The sequence below is a fragment of the Pseudomonadota bacterium genome (assembly GCA_036141575.1).
In the GTDB taxonomy this organism is placed as follows: Bacteria; Pseudomonadota; Alphaproteobacteria; order UBA2136; family JAPKEQ01; genus JAPKEQ01.
Genome location: JAYZXF010000012.1, coordinates 1 through 20,550 on the forward strand (window position 1 = coordinate 1; position 20,550 = coordinate 20,550).

Consider the following 20,550-nt stretch of genomic DNA (forward strand, 5'->3'; position numbering starts at 1 on the left):
TTCAAATGGTGGTGCAGCAACCTCTTTAAGCTTAAACCCTTACGGTGGTCAGGTAAGTATTGCAGATCATGTTTCAGCAACCCTGAACCTGAATGGCAATAATATTGTAAAAGTATTGGACCCTGTTGCTGATCATCATGCAGCAACAAAAGGCTATGTAGATGCACAAATCGCCTCTGGCGGTGCTGATAACCTTGGTAACCATACGGCAACGCAGAATTTGGTTACAGGTGGTTATTATATCTCTAATGATGGTGACGATGAAGGTTTTTATGTGAGAGCTGACGGTAATGCTTCTGTTGGTCCTGCCGGAACCGTTGGTGCTGCAAGGTTATCTGTTGCAGGTGCTCTTAAAATTTCAAGTGATGGTAATGGATGTAATGCTGCTAATGCAGGTACATTAAAGTACGTAGGAGGGTATTTACACATTTGTGATGGTACTCAACTGCGCTATTTAAGTGAACTTGGTCAACGTGCTGCTGTTGCAAACGTTGATATGGCAAGTAATACGATTATAAACGTTGCCACGCCAGTAAATACTGAAGATGCAGCAAATAAGGCTTATGTAGATGCCGCTGTTGCTTCTGGCGGTGCTGATAACCTTGGTGACCATACGGCAACGCAGAATATTATTCTGGGCTCTAATGTCCTAACAAATGATGAAACGCTGAACGCGGGCGGAACCGTTAATGGTATTACGCTAACAGGTACGCGAATCAACCAAGAAGGTTACAGTGGTGGTGGAGGTTTTGTTGGCATAACTGTAAATAACAGAGCCACAACAGGTGAATCAGGAATTATTTTCCAAAATGGGCCAACGGTAAACCGAGGCTCTATTCTTGCAAGAACATCAGATGCAGGGGCAACATCATCAGAAATGGCTTTTGTTATTAGGGATAATGACTCGTACGAAGAAAGAGTCACGTTAACACGTGATGGCTTAGGTATTGGTACGGCCTCTCCATCATCAACGCTTCATGTGGCAGGTGACTCAACGGTATCTGGTATCTTTGAAGTTGATGGTGATAATAATAGAGGTATCTCTATTATGCGTTATGCAGATTTTGTTCAGCCGATGGCTTTGCGTGTTCATGCAGAAGGATCAGGAACAGCAAACCAAGCCTTCTTCTTCCCAACTCAGGCTATTTCAGGGACTCAAGTTGGTTACGTTGGGGTTGGTGTAAACCCTGCAGAGGTTCCTCCTCAGTCTCGCTTGCATGTTTACGGTGATCTTCAGGTTGGTAATGATAGCGCAGCCTGTAGTGTGGGTAAAGCCGGTGCAATTCGTTATAACTCTGGCGATATTGAATTCTGTAATGGTACAGCATGGGCGTCAGTTGGTGGCACAGGTGCGGACAACCTTGGTGACCATACGGCAACGCAGAACATTGAGCTCGCAGGCAACTGGCTTTCAGGTGATGGTGATGCTGAAGGTGTTCAGGTTCATAACGGTGGTGGTGTCGGCCTTGGTGTTGCCGCAAGCGCTGATGGTATTAATTTGCATGGTTACCGCGTACGTATTTTAGATCCTGGCGGGGCATCACAAGCAACGCATATGTTTATACGCAATGATGCAGGTAGTGATTTAGACTTTATTTCTTACCATACAGACCATGTTGGTGGAAGACTCTTTAATGTGGACGCTGGCGGTGCTGCTATTGCTTATGGAGGTACGGGCAGGTTAGCTCTGGGTACAACGGCGAGTCAGCCCATGTCTTTCAGCACAAACAATGCTGAGCGCATGCGTATTAATAGTGCAGGTAATGTAGGTATTGGAACTGATAGTCCATCAAGCACACTTCATGTAGCTGGTGATGTTCAGATTGGTAACTCAAGTGCGACATGTGCCGCTACAACAGCAGGTGCCATTCGCTATAACTCTGGTGATGTAGAGTTTTGTAATGGTTCAGCTTGGGCCTCAGTTGGTGGCTCAGGTGCGGATAACCTTGGTAACAAACAAGACTTTGCAAATGGTTATAGTAACTTCCTGCGTTTAGGTATTGATGCCAATAATAATGAAACGAGCGCCTATGCGGGGTATCTGATTTTTAATGATTTAGCGGATACGGCGACAGCAAACCAAGCTTCAGCATATTTTGCATATGATGAGCGTGTTAGTGGTATTAAAATTGGTACAGGTAATGTGCAGTCAGCGACTGACGCAACAGCTATTTATCTAAAGTCTGACGGTAAGTTTGGTATTGGTACAGAGTCTCCATCAAGTACGCTTCATGTTGCGGGTGACCAGCGCCTAGATGGTAACCTGATTTTTAGCCCTGAAAATAATGGTTCGAATGATCAGACGTCTATTGAGGTGGAAGGGACTGCAAGTCTCGCACTTTATGCAGACAGTGTGATTAACTTTTATGAAAGTGATGATGATATTCGCAAAATGCGATTTGATCTAAACAATGCGCAAATGACGATTGGTAATAACGCTCAAGAGGCTTCTTCTACGCTTTATGTGGATGGTGATATTCAGTTGGGTGACCAAAGTCATGCATGTGTGGCAGCTAAAGCTGGTGCGATTCGTTATAACTCAGGTAATGTAGAATTTTGTAACGGTACAGCTTGGGCTGCTCTCTCGTCTGCTTCTGGTGTTGGTAATGCTGGTGGTAATAACACTGAGGTGCAGTACAACGGTGCAGGTACGCTTGCAGGTCACGCTGACTTTACGTACAACGGTGCGGGTATGCTTGCTCTTACGGGTGACCCATCAACAAGTCTTTATATTGATAACAATGCAGCCACTGGTTACGGTATTAGCGTGAATGCAGGTCACGCCAATAACAATGTCAGTGCAATTTCTGCTGTAAATGCAGGTGATGCAGGTACGGCAGTGTATGGTGGAAGCACTTCAGCATCAGGTACAACGTTTGGTGTACGTGGTGATGTCGCTAGCCCGAACGGAACAGCGATTCAAGGTTATGCATCCTCTTCAACAGGTGCAACAAAAGGTGTGTATGGTCAAACTCAAAGTGCCTCTGGTATTGGTGTGATGGGTTATGCAGGTCACGCATCTGGCGGTATGGGTATTTATGGTGAAACCGCTGCAAGCGGTGGCGCAGCTATTATGGGTTATGTCGGTAATGCCACAAGTACTGCAACAGCAGTTTATGGTGAAACAGGTAGTAACGCTGGTGCGTCAGGTGTGATGGGTTACGCCACAAATGCAGCCGGCACGTCAATTGGTGTAACAGGTATTACAGGTAGTGCCAGCGGACATGGTGTTTATGCTGATAATACAGCCGGCGGCCCAGCTATTGGCGTTGGTACGGGTAATATTGCTCTATCTGATAGTTATATTTCTAACGATGGTGGCGATGAAGGTATCCGTATTGATAATAATGGTAACGTGGGTATTGGTACCACGTCACCAGACTCGCCTCTGCATGTAGTTCAAGGGGGTTCATCTGGTGCTGGTATTGTATCTGTAAGGCATGGTGGGGCAGCTGTTGTTCGTGTACGTAGGACTAATGGTACAGAAGCTCTCCCAACTGCTGTTCTTGCCGATAATGTTATTGGTAACTTTAGTTTCCAGGGGTATGCTACAACGGATTATCTTGATACAGCGTCTGCAGCAATTAAAGCGATTGCAGAAGAAAACTTTACAGATTCAACAGGTGCTGCAGCCTTAAGGTTTGATACACGCCCAACCGGTGTAGCCGTTGCTACTGAGCGTATGCGTGTTACATCTGAAGGTTTGGTTGGTATTGGTACGGATAGTCCATCAAGCACACTTCACGTGGCAGGTGATATTCAAGTTGGTAACTCAAGTGCGACATGTGCCGCTACAACGGCTGGTGGTATGCGTTACAATGGCGGTGCTATTGAATATTGTAATGGCACGGCTTGGACAGGCCTGGCTGCTGGTGGCGGTGATAACCTTGGTAACCATCAGGCTGCTCAGAATATTGCTATGGGGAGCTATAGAATTAGTGCAGATGGAGATGAAGAAGGCCTTGCTTTTAATGCAAACGGTACAGTTTCTGTTTCTGCATCAGTGGTGGGAAGCTCTTTATATGTAGTTAACTCTACTTCGAATGGTTCTGCAGTGGGAGCAAGTGCTCCTGCTTTAGGGGCTGCCTTTTACACATATCTAAATAATTCAGCAAGTCGTGGTTACCGCGCCTATGTAGACGCATCTAGTGCATCAGGATTATTTGTGGAAGCTATTGCTGCGAATTCAACAGGTGGTGTCATTAATGCAAACCATGCTGATGCTGTTGGTTTAAGTGTTCGAAATACCAACGCAACAGGAAAGGCGATTGTTGTGCCGAGTGGCCTTGTTGGTATCGGTACGGATAGCCCATCAAGCACACTCCATGTTTCAGGAACACTTATTGTTGCAAATGGCGGTGAGGCTTGTGCGGCAACAACTGCCGGTGGTATGCGTTACAATGGTGGTGCTATTGAATTTTGTGATGGCTCATCTTGGACAGCTCTAGGTGCAGCTGGTGGCGGTGATAACCTTGGTAACCATCAGGCAGGTCAAACAGTGGTTCTGAATAATAATAGAATTGCCAATGATACAGGTGCGAATGAAGGTATTAGTATTGATGGAAACGGGCGAGGGACGTGGGGCTTTTACGCTGATCCTTTAGATGGTCCTGTCGGTTTAACGTTGAATAGTTTGACAGGTACAAATGGAACGACACCTTCAATACACTTTGCTCAAAACTGGACAACTATGGGGCATGTATCTGCTGTTTATGATGGTTACTATAGTGGTCAGCATAATGCACATATGCGTATTTCAAACACATCAAACACGCAAATTTGGCTAGATGCTGCAGGCCTTGTAGGTATTGGTACAGAAGACCCATCAAGCACACTTCATGTTGTTGGTGACGGTACATTTAACGGTGAAGTCTTCGCAACGCAGTTTAACGGTAGCTCGGATGAGCGCCTGAAAGAGAACATCCGTACAGTGATGAACCCTATTGAACTGATCCGTAAGATCCGTGGTGTGTTCTTCACATGGAAAGAGAGTGGTAAAGAAAGCTCGGGTGTGATTGCCCAAGAGGTACAAAAAGTCATGCCTCAAGCTGTGAAGCAGCGTCCTGATGGCATGCTGTCTGTTGAATACGATCAGCTGATTGCACCACTTATTGAAGCTGTGAAGATTCAGCAAGATGAAATTGAAGCTCTGAAGGCACAAAACGCTGACTTACTGGAGCGCGTGAACAATCTGGAGGGTAAATAAATGAACTTCCAGAAAATGAACATTACACAAGGTGTAGGATATAAGGCTATGAAAACAAAAACACTAAAGCGCTTATTTATTTTAACAACACTCATGATGCTGCCACTGGTTGCCACTGCGCAAACCTGTCCTGCAGCGCCTGTGGGTGATGTAAAAGATCCTGTATTCCAGCTTATTGCAAATGCAAGTGATCGTTTTCAGATTGGTGCAACAGACTCTGTAAGTAGCACAATTCGAGGTGCGATGGTTTGGGATGATACCAATAGCACAATTGCTGTTTGTGATGGCACAAATTGGGTAACGCTTGGGTCTGGCGGCGGTGGCGCAAATGCTCTAGATGATTTAACCGATGTGACAAACGATGGTGACAGTCAGTTATTTGCACGTGGAGTTGCGGATCCAACAACAATGACACAAAGTGTTGTGATTGGTCAAAATGCGGCTGTGAATGCAACTGGCAGTCTTACAAACAGTGTGTTTATTGGTTGGGAAGCAGGTGGTCGAGCTGTAAACCCTGACGGTAATATGCTTGGAAACACAGTGATGGGTGCCCGTGCAGGGTATGGGCTGAGCCATAATGCCAATGATAACACCATTATTGGTTATCAGGCTGGTCAAGGTGTTGAAAATGGCGATGAAAACGTACTTATTGGTAAGCTTGCGGGTAGTAATATTGTAGGCGGAGGACGTAACATTATTATTGGTTCTAATACTTCAGCGCTTGGGCCAACAGTATTTGATACTCTAAATATTGGTAATACAATTTATGGTGATACCAGTGAGACAACAGTGGGTATTGGTGTTGAGTCTCCATCAAGCACACTCCATGTAGCAGGTGATGTTCAGATTGGTAACTCAAGTGCAACATGTACAGGCACAACAGCCGGTGCGATGCGCTATAACGGCGGTAACATTGAGTTCTGTAATGGTACAGCTTGGGGCGCTATGGGTGGCGGCGGTGATAACCTTGGTAACCATACTGCAACGCAAAATATCCAACTTGGCAGCTATTACCTAAGTGGTGATGGCGGTGATGAAGGGATTACTGTTGATAGCACTGGTCAGGTTGGTATTGGTACGGCCTTTCCATCTGAAACATTGCATATTATGGGTACTATTAGAGCGGAAAGTAACCTCCCTATTATGTCTCTCTTTGATATAAATGGTGGAGTTGATCTAAAGCGCTGGGACTTGCGTGTAGAATCTGGTGGTATATTACGTGTTCAAGCTTTAAGTGATACAGGTTCTGGTGGTGGTCAAATTATTGACTTTGGCAGATCTGCTAATAATGTGGCATATGCAAAATTTGGTAATAATATCCCAGCACTATATGTAGATGTGATTAATGATGATGTTGGTATTGCTACAGATAGTCCATCAAGCACCCTTCATGTAGCTGGTGATATCCAAATTGGTAACGATAGCGCGACGTGTGACAGTGATCGTGCTGGTGCAATCCGTTATAATGGCGGCGTACTCCAGTTTTGTAATGGTACAGCTTGGGGCACGCTTGGTGTAGCAGGTGGTGGTGATAACCTTGGTAACCACCAGGCTGGTCAAAATATTCAACTTGGTAATTATTACCTAAGTGGTGATGGTGACGATGAAGGAATTACTGTCGCGAATGATGGTAAAGTTGGTGTTGGTTCTGGAGACCCTGCACAAAACCTGCATGTTTATGACTCTGCAGCCGAAGGTGAAATTATTGTTGAGGGTGACGAGACAAAATGGTCTGGTTTAACGTTAATAACAGCAGGTGATGGTCAGACAACGCATTCTAATGCAGGCGCTAAAGCTTGGTCTATTTATGCTGGTGGAGAAAATTATACAAACGTGGCGCAACGTGAAGATTTAGGTTTTTCTTACTGGAATGGTGCAAGCTGGAAAGTTCCTATGATGATTAAAGATGGCGGTAATGTTGGTATTGGTACTATTGAACCTTCAACAACACTTCATGTGGATGGCGCTGCGCGTGCAGGATCTTTCCAGTGGGAAGATGGTGTAAACCGTATTACCAATAATGATGGTGGCGGTAACGTAAATATCCGCTTTGGTCATGAACATGATGGTGGCCAAGTCTTTACCCATGCTGGTGGTGCGGCTGAAATTGAATCTAATATTGATAACGTGAGCAATACATACCTAGATTTCAGAGTATCCTCTAACCCTGGTGCGGGAACTGGTCAACCAGTCACGTGGGGCTCGCTCTTCCGTATTAGTAAAGATGATGTAACGTTTGATGGTACCTCTCTGCTAGGGGGCGGTGCTGATAACCTGGGTGACCATGTCGCGACACAAGTGCTAGATATGGGGTATAACTCTATTTCTAAAACCAGTTATATTTCAGTAAATGATGGTGTGAACAGTAATTATGGTTTCATTACTGAGGCGGGCCTTGATGGTATTGGTTTAACGGGTAATTCAGCACGACTAAATGATCCTGAGTTTTATGTAAGCGATTCTGGTAGAATTGGTATTGGTACAACAGCGCCAAGCACAATTCTAATGATTGAGAATAATGGTTCAACAGTGGTGCGTGCAAGAGGGCATGATAATTCAGCTATCCAAGGTGCTCCTTATTATATTTCTGAAAAAGCTCGTGGAACAAAAGCTGCCCCACTTGCTGTACAAAGTGGAGATAACCTCGCAGCTTATGAAATGGGTGGTTATGATGGCTCAGGTTATACAGGGGCAACAGCATCTGTAAAAGCATTGGCAACAGAAAACTTTACCAATAGTGCACATGGTACGGCCTTGCGTTTTGAGACAACGCCAGAAGGAACAATTACGCGCCAAACACGTATGTATATTGGTGCTGATGGCAATGTAGGTATCGGCACACAGGCACCATCTAGCACATTACATGTTATTGGTGACTCATACTTGGGTGCGGCGTCTTCAGTGCAAAGAACATTTGTTTCATCTTGGGGGGTGGGGTCTGATATAGATACACTCCTTCCTGGTTCGACATCGGGGCCATTCTTAGAAGGTGGATCAAACAGTCATATGGTCTTCTCTCTAAGAGATAATGATGCAAATGATGGTTTCTACTTTGTCGGTACAGGAGGTAACTATGGGACTGATAATACTCGAGATGAAGCATTGATGACCATTCAGAGTGACGGTGATGTAGGTATTGGTACAACAGCGCCGAATGGTACGTTGCATGTCAATAGTACATCTGGTGATGCAATCTATATTGCAAGTGGCCTTGTGAATGGTGCTGATATTAGAATGGGTGCAGCAGGTTTTCTACTAGCTGATGCTTCAGTACATGTAGGTTTGGATGGAACAAACTCTTCTACAACGTCTAAATTTAGAATTGTAAAAGATGTCACAACTGATCCTGGCTCTGCTCCCTCAGTATTTGATGTGAGTGAGTCAGGTGCTGTTGTTGCCAGTGGTACCGTTACAGCCACTGGTTTTATAAACAGTTCGGATAAACGCCTTAAGGATGAGATCCGCACGGTCATGAATCCTCTGGAAATTGTCAAGAAACTTCGCGGTGTGTTCTATAAGTGGAAGGACTCTGGAAGAGAAAGCGCAGGTGTTATTGCACAGGAAGTACGTGAAGTGCTGCCAAGTGCTGTGCATGAGCGCGAAGATGGGATGCTTGCTGTAGAATATAACCAATTGATTGCACCGATGATTGAAGCCATCAAGCTGCAACAAGAACAGATTGACGCTCTGAAAGCTGAAGTTGAGGAATTAAAACGAGCTCAATAAGTACAATAAAAATAAAAAAAAGATAAATAAAAACGTGTGTGGAAGCTGTGTATAAAATAATAGGGAAACTAAAAAGGACTCTGTTGCTACTAGGGGTACTGTGCGGTGCCTCTTTCAGCGTTTATGCGGCCGATGGTCATGTTGTGGCACACACAGCGAATGTTAATATTGATGAGCATGGTATTTGCTACAATGTAGATAATCAACACCTTTCCACTGAAGCTATCTTTGTGCCAACAAAAACTCTGACAGAATGGCAAAGTTTTATCGATGAGGCTCCAGAAAATGTAACGCTAATTTCTTGCAATGACCTTGCCTGTCTTAACCCTGCAAATGTCAATACAATTGGTCCGGCAGGGTCTATTTGTGATGGGATGTTAATTGTTGACAATGCAATGCTGCATACAGCTGCTTCCGCTGTGGTGGGTGGGGATGAATCATACGATATAAATCATGCAGGTACAGAGTACTCATTTGCAGATACTGCAAATAATGTCTTTACAGGACAAGTGACAGACTATGACAGCCTGTTTGAGAACACTGCCTTTAATGGTGATATTGGCTATTGGGATACCCGCAGTGCTGCAAACTTTAATGACACATTTAGAGGGGCTTCATCCTTTAACCAAGATATTAGTGGTTGGGATACGTCAAGTGCCTCAACAATGAGTCAAACATTTAGAGATGCCACAGCCTTTAACCAAAATATTGGTTCATGGGATATGAGCAATGTGACGTCTATATTTGGAATGTTTAGAGGAGCGACAGCCTTTAATGGAGATATTACAGGCTGGGATGTGAGTAATGTAAGCTCAATGCGTAATGCTTTCCAGGGGACGGATTCATTCAACCAGCCAATTGGTGTTTGGACAACGTCATCTCTTTCAAACTTAGGTTATACATTTAGTGGCGCAGACGCCTTTAACCAAGACCTTTCAGGTTGGGATGTAAGTGGTGTAACTGACATGAATAGTGCATTCTATAGCACTGATGCCTTTAACCAAGATCTATCGGCATGGGATGTAAGTTCTGTAACTAATATGCCGAGCATGTTCTCTAATGCAACAGTATTTAATGGCAATATCACGACTTGGAATACGGCAAGTGTAACAAATATGGCGAGTATGTTTGCTGGCGCGCCTGCCTTTAACCAGAATATTGGATCATGGGATACAGGCAATGTAACCAACATGGCGAACATGTTTGATAATGCCACAAACTTTGATGGTAATATTGGTAGTTGGGATACAAGTAGCGTTGATAGCTTTGCATATATGTTCAGAAACGCACAAAGCTTCAACCAAGATGTAGGTAGCTGGAATACAGCAAGTGCAACAAACATGGCTCGCATGTTTAACAACGCCGATGGTTTCAACCAGGATCTAAATAGCTGGGATGTAAGTAACGTTACCAATATGGAGTACATGTTCCAAAGTACATCTGGTTTCTCAGGAGATATCTCGAGCTGGGATGTGAGTAATGTGGTAACGATGGAAGCTATGTTTGCTGGTATGGCTTACACAGGTGATATTTCAGCATGGACCCCAACAAGTCTTGAAAACATGAGGGCTATGTTTGATAACGGTAGCTTTGGTGGTGATATCTCAGGCTGGACTACGCCAAACCTAACAAATATGAACGGTGCTTTTGGGCGTAACACTGCCTTTGTTTCAGATCTGAGCAGTTGGGATGTCTCTAATGTAACAGATATGACGAACCTGTTTTATAATACAGACAGCTTTGTTGGCGATATTTCTGGTTGGGACACCTCAAGTGTAACAAGTATGAGTGGTATGTTTTATGGTCACGATAATTACAATATTGACCTGAGCAGTTGGGACACAACCAATGTGACGAACATGAACAACATGTTCAACGGTGCAACATCATATAACCAAGACCTATCAGGTTGGTGTGTGCCAAATATTGCCACTAAGCCAGGGAACTTTGATTTAGGTGCAACAGCGTGGACTGGTGACCCTGACACACGCCCACAGTGGGGTACATGTCCGGCTCTGGATGCAGCATGTTTCAACCCTGCAAACGTAAATACAATTGGTGCAGAGTACTCGATTTGTGAGGGTATGCTGATTGTAGATAATGCAATGCTCCGCGCAGAAGCATCAGGTAGTGCAGGTGGTAATGGATCATTTGATATTGTAGGTCCAGATAGCAATACATACACCTTTGCCGATAGCACGTATAATGTCTTTACTGGTCAGGTAACAGATATGAGTGACCTCTTCAGAGGCACGTCATTCAATGGTGATATTGATTACTGGGATACAAGTAATGTGACAGATATGGCTTGGATGTTCGCAAATAACAGCTCCTTCAACCAATATATTGGGAGTTGGGATACAGGTAATGTAACAGATATGGCTGTGATGTTTATTAGTACAGCCTTTAACCAAGATATTAGTAGTTGGGACACAAGCTCTGTGACAGCCATGGGTGGAATGTTCCAGAACAGCTCAGCCTTCAACCAAGATATTGGCGGATGGGATGTGAGCAATGTCACCAATATGGATACCATGTTTGCAGGTACAAGTGCCTTCAACCAGAACATTGGCAGTTGGGATACAAGCGCAGTGACAACAATGAATGGTATGTTTAACTGGGCAACAGCCTTTAACCAAGATTTAAGCGGCTGGTGTGTAAGTAATATTGCCTCTGAACCATCAAACTTTGATGATGGTGCCGGTAGCTGGACCGATCCGAAGCCTGTATGGGGCACATGTCCGGCTCTGGATGCAGCATGTTTCAACCCAGCAAACGTGAATACAATTGGTGCAGAGTACTCGATTTGTGAGGGTATGCTGATTGTAGATAATGCGATGTTACGCGCAGAAGCTTCAGGTAATGCAGGTGGTAATGGGTCATTTGATCTTGTAGGTCCAGATAGCAATACATACACCTTTGCTGATAGCACATATAATGTCTTCACCGGTCAGGTGACGGATATGAGCGACCTCTTCAGAGGTACGTCATTCAACGGTAATATTGGCTACTGGGATACAAGTAATGTAACTGACATGGCTTGGATGTTTAATGGTAACAGTTCATTTGACCAAGACATTGGTAGCTGGGATACAAGCTCTGTAACAGATATGGCTGTGATGTTCCTGGGTACCTCATTTAACCAAGACATTAGTGGCTGGGATACAAGCTCTGTAGTAAGTATGGGCGGTATGTTCCAAAACAGTGCTGTGTTTAACCAAGATATTAGTGGCTGGGATACAAGTAATGTAACCAATATGGATACCATGTTTGGTGGTACAAGTGCCTTCAACCAGAACATTGGCAGCTGGGATACAAGCGCGGTTACATCAATGAATGGTATGTTTAACTGGGCAACTGCCTTTAACCAAGATTTAAGTGGCTGGTGTGTAAGCAACATTGGTTCTGAGCCTTCAAGCTTTGATGATGGTGCAGGCAGCTGGAGCGATCCAAAACCTGTATGGGGCACATGTCCTGTTTTACCAACACATGCAGAATGTTACAACGCGGCGAACGTGGGTACAGTTGGTACATGGCAAGGCTGTAACGGCATGCTGATTGTAAGTACGGCTCAGCTGCGTGCAGAAGCATCAGGTAATGCAGGTGGTAATGAATCGTTTGATCTTGTAGGTCCAGATAGCAATACATACACCTTTGCTGATAGCGCATATAATGTCTTTACAGGTCAAGTTACTGATATGAGTGATCTATTCAGATCCACTACATTTAATGGTGACATTGATTACTGGGATACATCTAATGTAACGGATATGCACTGGCTCTTTGCTTACAACACTACCTTCAACCAGCCAATTGGGAGCTGGGATACATCTAATGTAACAGATATGTACTGGCTCTTTGCTTATAACTCTGTCTTTAACCAGCCGATTGGAAGTTGGGATACGAGTTCAGTGACACAAATGAACTATATGTTCCGTGCGGCAACTGGTTTCAACCAAGATATTGGGGCTTGGGATACTGGCGAAGTCACGAATATGGAGAGTATGTTTGATGGTGCTTCTGCATTTAACCAAGACCTTTCTGGTTGGTGTGTAAGTAACATTGGTAGTGAGCCGTTCTTCTTTGATCAGGGTGCCACAAGTTGGACAGAGCCTCAGCCTGTATGGGGAACATGTCCTGGTGGGCCTCCTCCTGTTGTAACAGACTGTTTCGCGCCAGCAAGTGTTGGCGGTGTCGGGGATACAGGTACCGTATGTGAGGGTATGCTCATTGTTGATAACACAACTCTACGTGCTGTCGCATCTGCGAGCGCGGGTGGTGATGAATCATTCAGTATTGATGCCGGTGGTACGTCTTACACATTTGCAGATGATGCCAATAATATCTTCACAGGTCAGGTAACTGATATGAGTAACCTATTAAGGTCTACAAGCTTTAACGGTGATATTGGTTACTGGGATACTGCAAATGTAACAACTATGCAGAACCTGTTCTACTCAGCATCAAGCTTTAACCAGGATATTAGTGGTTGGGATGTAAGTAGTGTGACCAATATGTATAGCACATTCTATGGCGCTTCAGCCTTTAACCAGCCTATTGGCAGTTGGGATGTCAGTAGTGTGACAAACATGTATGGTATGTTCTATAATGCTTCAGCCTTTAACCAGCCTCTTGCGACTTGGAATACTGCAAGCGTAACGAATATGGCAAGAGTGTTCTATGGTGCTGCGGTCTTTAACCAAAATATTGGTGGCTGGAACACGGCTAACGTGACGGATATGAGTTATATGTTCCGTGATGCCGGTGCCTTCAACCAGCCTATTGGTGGCTGGAACACGGCTAACGTGACGGATATGAAATATATGTTCTATAACGCTGATTCCTTTAACCAGAGCATTGGTGCTTGGAATACCTCTAATGTAACTACTTTTGGTAATATGTTCCAAAACAATAGTGGATTTAACCAGCCTATTAGTGGATGGAATACTGGTTCAGCAACGCATATGCATAGTATGTTCCGTAGTGCGACAGCGTTTAACCAATATATTGGTGGCTGGAATACCTCAAACGTTACTAACTTTGTAAGAATGTTTGATGGTGCAACATTATTTAACCAGAATATTGGTGGCTGGAATACAAGCTCAGCAACAAACATGACAGAGATGTTTGATGGGGCCTCATCATTTAACCGCCATCTAAATGGTTGGTGTGTGAGTAATATTGGTAGCGCGCCAAGCTATTTTGATAGGAATGCAACCAGTTGGACAGCGACAAGACCTATATGGGGATCATGTCCGTAAAATTAATGTTTAATATTATAAGTTGAAGTAATAAAATAAAATTTTTTAAAAAGTTTTTCTTTTTATATAATGAAGTGAATTAAAAAAGGTATTACATGCGTAAAGTTTATATAATTGCAGCAGTTTTATGTGCGATAGCCACGCTATCTTATGCGCAAAGCTCACGTACAGGTGAGGGAGTTAGCCGTCAGGTGACTGCTCTCAAAAATATGATGGAAAGTCATGCTGATAGTGTCGCAACGCAGATTAGTGGTATTACGACGCGTTTAGGAAGCTTAGAGGCAGTAGAAAATGCGCGCACGGCATGTTTTAACATGACGGGTGAATCTCATATTTATTGGCCTAACCACTCTTCAGCAGACAGTAACGGTTGTATTTCTGAGAGCTCTCTCGGTTCAGGTCAGGGGGCAGGTACATGTTCTGGCTCTCTAATTGGAGGTCATAACTCATGTGCAGACTGTACAGCAGCGGGTGGTACTCCTCATGCAGATCCTCTAAATGCAGGTGAGTTCTTCTGTAAGTTTGATGGTGTTTCAGGGCAATGTCCTTCTGGCTTTACTAAATATCAGCAATGGAATTCTTATACATCTAATAGCTGTAGTTCTGCTTATGGTACAACATGTCATGTATCAGGATCTGGTTTTGAAAATGGTCCTGCACCAGTGTGTTACCGACAAGAGTGTCGCGATACCAATAAGGGCTGTTACACAACAACATGTGCCGCACGAGCAGATAGTGTTGGTTGTCAATAAACTCTAAATCCTAAAAAGGCCTTCCCATATGGAGGGCCTTTTTGTTAGGGTGAGGGCACTTAAGACCTCTCTTACTTTTTCTTGGTTCAAGGATACATCTTCATGAAACCTTGCGTATTCACAGCAAGAGGAAGCGCTGTATGTTTTACTGCGCCTCATGCTTGCAGCTATGACTCTCCCACCAAAGGAGAGAAGCGCGCTGATCTCTTTACCGGAGAGATTGCTGATCATGCCGCAGAGCTCTCTCGCAGTTCTATCCTGAGGCTTGATTCGCCTTATGGTTCTGACCGTACATGGCGCTATAAATACTTTAAGATGGCGCTGCATCAGACCATTCCCAGCACATCGTTACTTTTGGATATTCATGGTGCTGCTTTGCACCATCCATTTGATATCTGTTTTGGTACTGCGCAGTGTATGCCTGATCAGCATATCTTGCTTGCTTATGCCATTCAGTTGGCGACATCTTACGGCTTTAGCTTTACGGTAAATCAGCCATTTGCTGGTAAAAATGGCCTAACAAACTATTGGCAGGATCTCAATGGGGATGGCACCGCGCTACAAATTGAGCTCAATCGCTCTCTGCGTGATCTAGATACAGGCGGATACGTGATGAAAACACGTACCGTACCTTTTTTGGCGGCACTGGCCAGTGCGATTGAAAAGCGATAAGAAAAAGCCCCGTTAAAGGGGCTTTTTCTGTTTTAAAACTTAATTATAGTTTGGCTCAGGTCTCTCACAGCTCTTCTCTTTGATGCATTGAATGAGTTTTTCTTCTTCTTCAGCTTTTAGCTGCGCAAAGATAACGCCTCCACATGGGTTGAGCTCTATAGAGTAATTTTCACCTTGCTTACGAATATAGATGAGGCGGTCCTGAATTACTTTATTGGATGAGGTTCCGCACCATGGGCCATAGCAATGCTGCTGTACAGCAATACGTTCATTAAAAGGCTCACCTGTCAGTAGGTTTATACCTTCTGTTTGGCCAATTGTTTTCTTAGGTTTGGGCGGGTTTTCATAGCCTGGCCCATCAATAGGCTCCTCTAATGTAAGAGATCCTTTAAATACAATAAAATCATCCTCTTGATCGTTCAAGTGCTTGGCGCTCCAAAATGCATTGGGGCGCATGCAACTGAGTGCAAATGCCTGCCCAGAAAAGAGGGCGGTGAACATAAGTGCGACAATAAAACGTTTCATAAAATAGTGGTCCTTCTTCTAAAAGTGGCTGCTTTCTTATATAGAGTTGCAAAAAATGTGGCACTTAAACAACAAAAAAAGAACATTTTTTACTTGAAAAGATGACTGGTTATGTTACAAAGTCCTCTGAATTGGCGACAGGGTTAACATGCCATGCAAGTTTAAAATCAAAAGGATGGATTACAATGTCTAAAGAGACTTTCCAGCGCGGTAAACCGCACTGTAACATTGGTACCATCGGTCACGTTGACCATGGTAAAACAACTCTAACTGCTGCAATTTCTAAAGTTCTTGCCGAAAAAGGCCAAGCTGAACTTCGTGATTTCGGTACAATTGACTCAGCTCCTGAAGAGCGTGAGCGTGGTATTACAATTAACACGTCTCACATTGAGTACGAAACTGAGAACCGCCACTACGCACACGTAGACTGCCCAGGTCACGCCGACTACGTTAAAAACATGATTACTGGTGCCGCTCAAATGGACGGTGCTATCCTTGTAGTAAACGCTGCAGACGGCCCAATGCCACAAACTCGTGAGCACATCCTTCTTGCACGTCAGGTAGGTGTACCTGCTCTTGTTGTATTCATGAACAAATGTGACATGGTTGACGATGAAGAGCTTCTTGAGCTTGTTGAAATGGAAATCCGTGAGCTACTATCTTCTTACGACTTCCCAGGCGACGACATTCCTGTTGTTCGTGGTTCAGCTCTTAAAGCACTTGAAGGCGAAGCATCTGAAATCGGTGTTCAGTCTATCGACCGTCTAATGGAAGCTGTAGACTCTTACATTCCACAAGTTGAGCGTGAAATCGACAAATCATTCCTAATGCCGATTGAGGACGTATTCTCTATCTCTGGCCGTGGTACTGTTGTAACTGGTCGTATCGAAGCTGGTGTTGTAAACGTTGGTGAAGAAATCGAGATCGTTGGTATCCGTGACACTCAAAAGACAACATGTACTGGTGTTGAAATGTTCCGTAAGCTACTTGACCGTGGTGAAGCTGGTGACAACGTTGGTGTACTTCTACGTGGTCTTAAGCGTGAAGATGTTGAGCGTGGTCAGGTACTTGCTAAGCCAGGTTCTATCACTCCGCACACACACTTCAAAGCTGAGTGCTACGTACTAGGTAAAGATGAAGGTGGTCGTCACACTCCATTCTTCTCTGGTTACCGTCCACAGTTCTACTTCCGTACGACAGACGTAACTGGTAGCATTAAGCTTCCAGACGGTGTAGAAATGGTAATGCCTGGTGATAACATTGAGATGGAAGTTGAGCTTATCGCTCCTATCGCTATGGACCAAGGTCTACGCTTCGCGATCCGTGAAGGTGGCCGTACAGTTGGTGCCGGTGTGGTAGCATCTATCATCAAGTAATCGCTTAGATACACTTGAGAAAAACCGCCCCTCGGGGCGGTTTTTTGTTTCTGTTCTCTTGATATGCAAGAAAGCATCCCCATACTTTTAGTATAAGACGCCATTCTGGCTATATCTGAAAACGTTCAACACAGGAGAGGTCTCATGCCTCGTCGTTATAAAATTTGTTTAAAGGACCCCAAGACACAAGTACAGCTGACAGCTTATGCAGAAGGCACAGATCGTCAAATGCTCGCTCATGAGCTGTTTGAGGGTGAAAAGGCCGTTCAAGGCTGGATTGTCACCGGAATTTGGGATTGTCGTCGTGATATGGCGCTGGATCTGCCGGTGAGTGAATACACGCAGGGCCAGGTTTTGCGTGGTGTGAAAGGGGCTCGTGAAAACATGTGTGCTACACTGGCTGGTTACTACAACCGTACGCAAGGCGCTGCCGTGGCAGAGGGTCTTCGGACCATGTATGGTTAACTTGATCGAAGAAGAGCCGCCCATTGGGGCGGTTTTTCTTGTTTTGAGGGGTTGATAGATGGAGATGCTGTCCCCATAATTAAAGTATAAGGGTCATATTCTGTGGCTCTATCATCTGAAGCTTTTCTGAGGAGGAAACACGATGTTTATTGCATCATTGAGCCACTATGTGACTGGAAAAGGGTGTGCACATCACCTGAAGGTTGACTCTGTGCAGGAATGCATGGATCTGCTTTTTCAGGAGAGTCTTCGTCACCCCGATCATGTGGTGACAGGGATTTGGCAAAATGGTCGGAAAATTCCGTTGCCAATCACTGTGGATGACCAGCAGCGTGTGCTGCACGGCATTCCCGGTGCTGCTGAAAAGGCCAAGGTCGACCTGGAGCGCTTTTGTGAAAAGTGCGCCGCGTAAAATCGAAACTGCTATCAGGCCGTCCCATTTGGGGCGGCCTTTTGCTGTCTCTATATAAATGAGTAAAAAATAGCCAAAAATGGCAAAAAATTTAGCCACCCACTTGAAAACATGAAAAAAGTTCATATTTCCCTTGACAGTCGCGGCTGTAAGGCGTAAAAGAGCGAGACTTCTAAGGGAGAAACCCTTTAGAAAGAAGGAATTTTACTATCCTTCGCGACGGGGACAAGGTCGCATATATGGACAAGTAGTGATGTACGAATTCATATGTGTAGACGCCTGATAAGGGCGTTTTTTGTTACCCAGAGGTATGTGCCATAACATCTAAAGTGGTGCAGCCCCTAAAGCGACACCGTGTGGCTGAGAGAGATCCATACGGCGGTTGATACCAAACTCAGAGCCAATGCCGCAAGAGTATGCTCATAAGGAGAACTAGACAATGTCTGATATGACACAAAACATTAAGATTCGTTTGAAGGCATACGATCACCGTGTGCTAGATAAGTCTACGACTGAGATCGTAGATACAGCTGTTCGTACAGGTGCAAGTGTTCGTGGTCCAATCCCACTTCCAACACGCATCGAAAAACTATCTGTTATTCGTAGCCCGCACGTGTACAAATCATCTCGTGAACAATTCGAAATGCGCACACACAAGCGCCTTCTTGAAATTGTTGAGCCAACTCCACAAACAATTGATGCACTTATGAAGCTTGACCTAGCGGCAGGCGTTGATGTGCAGATCAAGCTGTAAGGAGGGGACTGATATGCAAAGAACAGGACTTATTGCAACTAAACTTGGCATGACTCGCGTATTCGACGAAACAGGCCGTCACGTACCTGTGACAGTTCTTGGCGTTAGCGAAGCTGAAGTTGTTCAAAAGAAAACAGTTGAAACTGACGGTTACAACGCTGTACAGCTTGGTATGGGCTCTCGTAAAGACAAGCACACATCAAAAGCTATGCAAGGTCACTTTGGTAAAGCTAAAGTATCTAACAAGCGTTACGTTCGTGAATTCCGTGTAGACGAAGACCAACTTGTAGACGCTGGTACGAAGTTTGATGTAACAAACTTCATGGCTGGCCAAAAAGTTGACGTTTCAGGTATCACAGTTGGTAAAGGTTTTGCCGGTGGTATGAAGCGTCACGGTTTCGGTGGTCTACGTGCATCTCACGGTGTATCGATCTCTCACCGTTCGATCGGTTCGACTGGTCAGTGTCAAGATCCAGGTCGCGTATTCAAAGGTAAGAAAATGCCAGGTCACATGGGTAGCGTTCAACGTACTCAACAGAACCTAGAAGTTGTACGTGTTGATCTTGATAAAGAAGTTATTTTGGTGAAGGGCTCAGTGCCAGGCGCTAAAGGTTCAATGGTAATGATCAAAGATGCTGTTAAGAAGGCACCTGTAGATCTTGGCGCTATTGAAACTGCACGTGCTGCACTTAAGCCAGCTGCTGAGAACACTAACACAGAAGCAGAAACTGAAGCTGCTTCAGAGGAGGCGTAAACATGAAACTAGATTTGATGACACTTGAAGGTAAGGCTTCTGGTAGCGTAACGCTTCCTAAAGAAGTGTTCGGCCTAGAAGTTCGTAAAGATCTTCTTCACCGTGCCGTACAATGGCAGCTAGCGCGCCGTCGTGCAGGTACTGCAAGCACGCAGACTGTAAGCGAAGTTTCTCGCACAGGTTCTAAGCTATACCGTCAAAAAGGTATGGGTAAGGCTCGTCACAACAGCCGTCGTGTAAACACATTCGTAGGTGGTTCGGTTGCATTCGGTCCACGTCCACGTTCTTTCGCATTCTCAATGCCTAAGAAAGTACGTGCTCTTGCAATTAAAACAGCTTTCTCATCTAAAGCAGCTGAGAAGAGCATTGTTGTAATCGAAGACACGAAGCTTAAGAGCCACAAGACAAAAGATCTTGCGACTAAGCTTGAGAAAATGGATCTAACACGTTCTCTATTCGTAGTGGACAACATGGATGAAAACTTTGACAAAGCGTCTCGTAACCTTCCATTCGTGCGCGTTGTACCAACTGAAGGTGCTAACGTTTACGACATCCTGAAGGCAGACAAAGTTGTGCTGACTAAGCAAGCTGTTGAGATGCTAAAGACGCGTCTATCTGAGCGTCACACTAAGAAGGAGGCGTAAGAC

At 44.6% G+C, this 20,550-nt stretch carries 12 protein-coding genes; 11 read left to right on the forward strand and 1 reads right to left on the reverse strand.

What is annotated here, in order from left to right; translation table 11 throughout:
• The 5 genes from VX730_05790 to VX730_05810 all read left to right on the forward strand — a co-directional run.
• Window positions 1-5,206, forward strand: a 5,206-nt coding sequence (locus tag VX730_05790) for a tail fiber domain-containing protein (GenBank protein ID MEC9291897.1), incomplete at its 5' end; no start/stop codon positions are given.
• Window positions 5,207-5,254: 48 nt separating this feature from the next.
• A complete protein-coding gene (locus VX730_05795; GenBank protein MEC9291898.1) occupies window positions 5,255-8,932 on the forward strand; it encodes a tail fiber domain-containing protein in 3,678 nt (1,225 codons plus the stop codon).
• An 83-nt stretch (window positions 8,933-9,015) separates the two neighbouring features.
• Complete coding sequence (locus VX730_05800) at window positions 9,016-14,193, forward strand: BspA family leucine-rich repeat surface protein (GenBank protein ID MEC9291899.1); 5,178 nt, start codon at window positions 9,016-9,018, stop codon at window positions 14,191-14,193.
• Between the two features lie 95 nt (window positions 14,194-14,288).
• On the forward strand, window positions 14,289-14,945 hold the full coding sequence (locus tag VX730_05805; GenBank protein MEC9291900.1) for a hypothetical protein: 657 nt from the start codon (window positions 14,289-14,291) through the stop codon (window positions 14,943-14,945).
• 102 nt (window positions 14,946-15,047) lie between these two features.
• A complete protein-coding gene (locus VX730_05810; protein ID MEC9291901.1) occupies window positions 15,048-15,617 on the forward strand; it encodes a hypothetical protein in 570 nt (189 codons plus the stop codon).
• A 39-nt stretch (window positions 15,618-15,656) separates the two neighbouring features.
• On the opposite strand, the gene VX730_05815 is transcribed toward VX730_05810, so the two are convergent.
• Entirely contained in the window at window positions 15,657-16,142 is a 486-nt protein-coding gene (locus tag VX730_05815) for a hypothetical protein (GenBank protein MEC9291902.1), read from the reverse strand.
• Between the two features lie 185 nt (window positions 16,143-16,327).
• Between VX730_05815 and tuf the strand changes: the two genes are divergently transcribed.
• The 6 genes from tuf (at window position 16,328) to rplD (ending at window position 20,547) form a co-directional block, all read left to right on the forward strand.
• The gene (gene tuf / locus VX730_05820; protein ID MEC9291903.1) at window positions 16,328-17,518 is read left to right on the forward strand and encodes an elongation factor Tu; all 1,191 of its coding nucleotides are present in this window, start codon (window positions 16,328-16,330) and stop codon (window positions 17,516-17,518) included.
• A 144-nt stretch (window positions 17,519-17,662) separates the two neighbouring features.
• Window positions 17,663-17,983 carry a hypothetical protein gene (locus VX730_05825; protein MEC9291904.1) on the forward strand — a complete coding sequence of 107 codons (321 nt, stop codon included), beginning with the start codon at window positions 17,663-17,665 and terminating at the stop codon, window positions 17,981-17,983.
• 142 nt (window positions 17,984-18,125) lie between these two features.
• On the forward strand, window positions 18,126-18,395 hold the full coding sequence (locus VX730_05830; GenBank protein MEC9291905.1) for a hypothetical protein: 270 nt from the start codon (window positions 18,126-18,128) through the stop codon (window positions 18,393-18,395).
• Between the two features lie 448 nt (window positions 18,396-18,843).
• Complete coding sequence (gene rpsJ / locus VX730_05835) at window positions 18,844-19,149, forward strand: 30S ribosomal protein S10 (protein MEC9291906.1); 306 nt, start codon at window positions 18,844-18,846, stop codon at window positions 19,147-19,149.
• A gap of 13 nt (window positions 19,150-19,162) precedes the next feature.
• The gene (rplC, locus tag VX730_05840; protein MEC9291907.1) at window positions 19,163-19,903 is read left to right on the forward strand and encodes a 50S ribosomal protein L3; all 741 of its coding nucleotides are present in this window, start codon (window positions 19,163-19,165) and stop codon (window positions 19,901-19,903) included.
• A 2-nt stretch (window positions 19,904-19,905) separates the two neighbouring features.
• Entirely contained in the window at window positions 19,906-20,547 is a 642-nt protein-coding gene (gene rplD / locus VX730_05845; GenBank protein MEC9291908.1) for a 50S ribosomal protein L4, read from the forward strand.
• Window positions 20,548-20,550 lie beyond the last annotated feature (3 nt).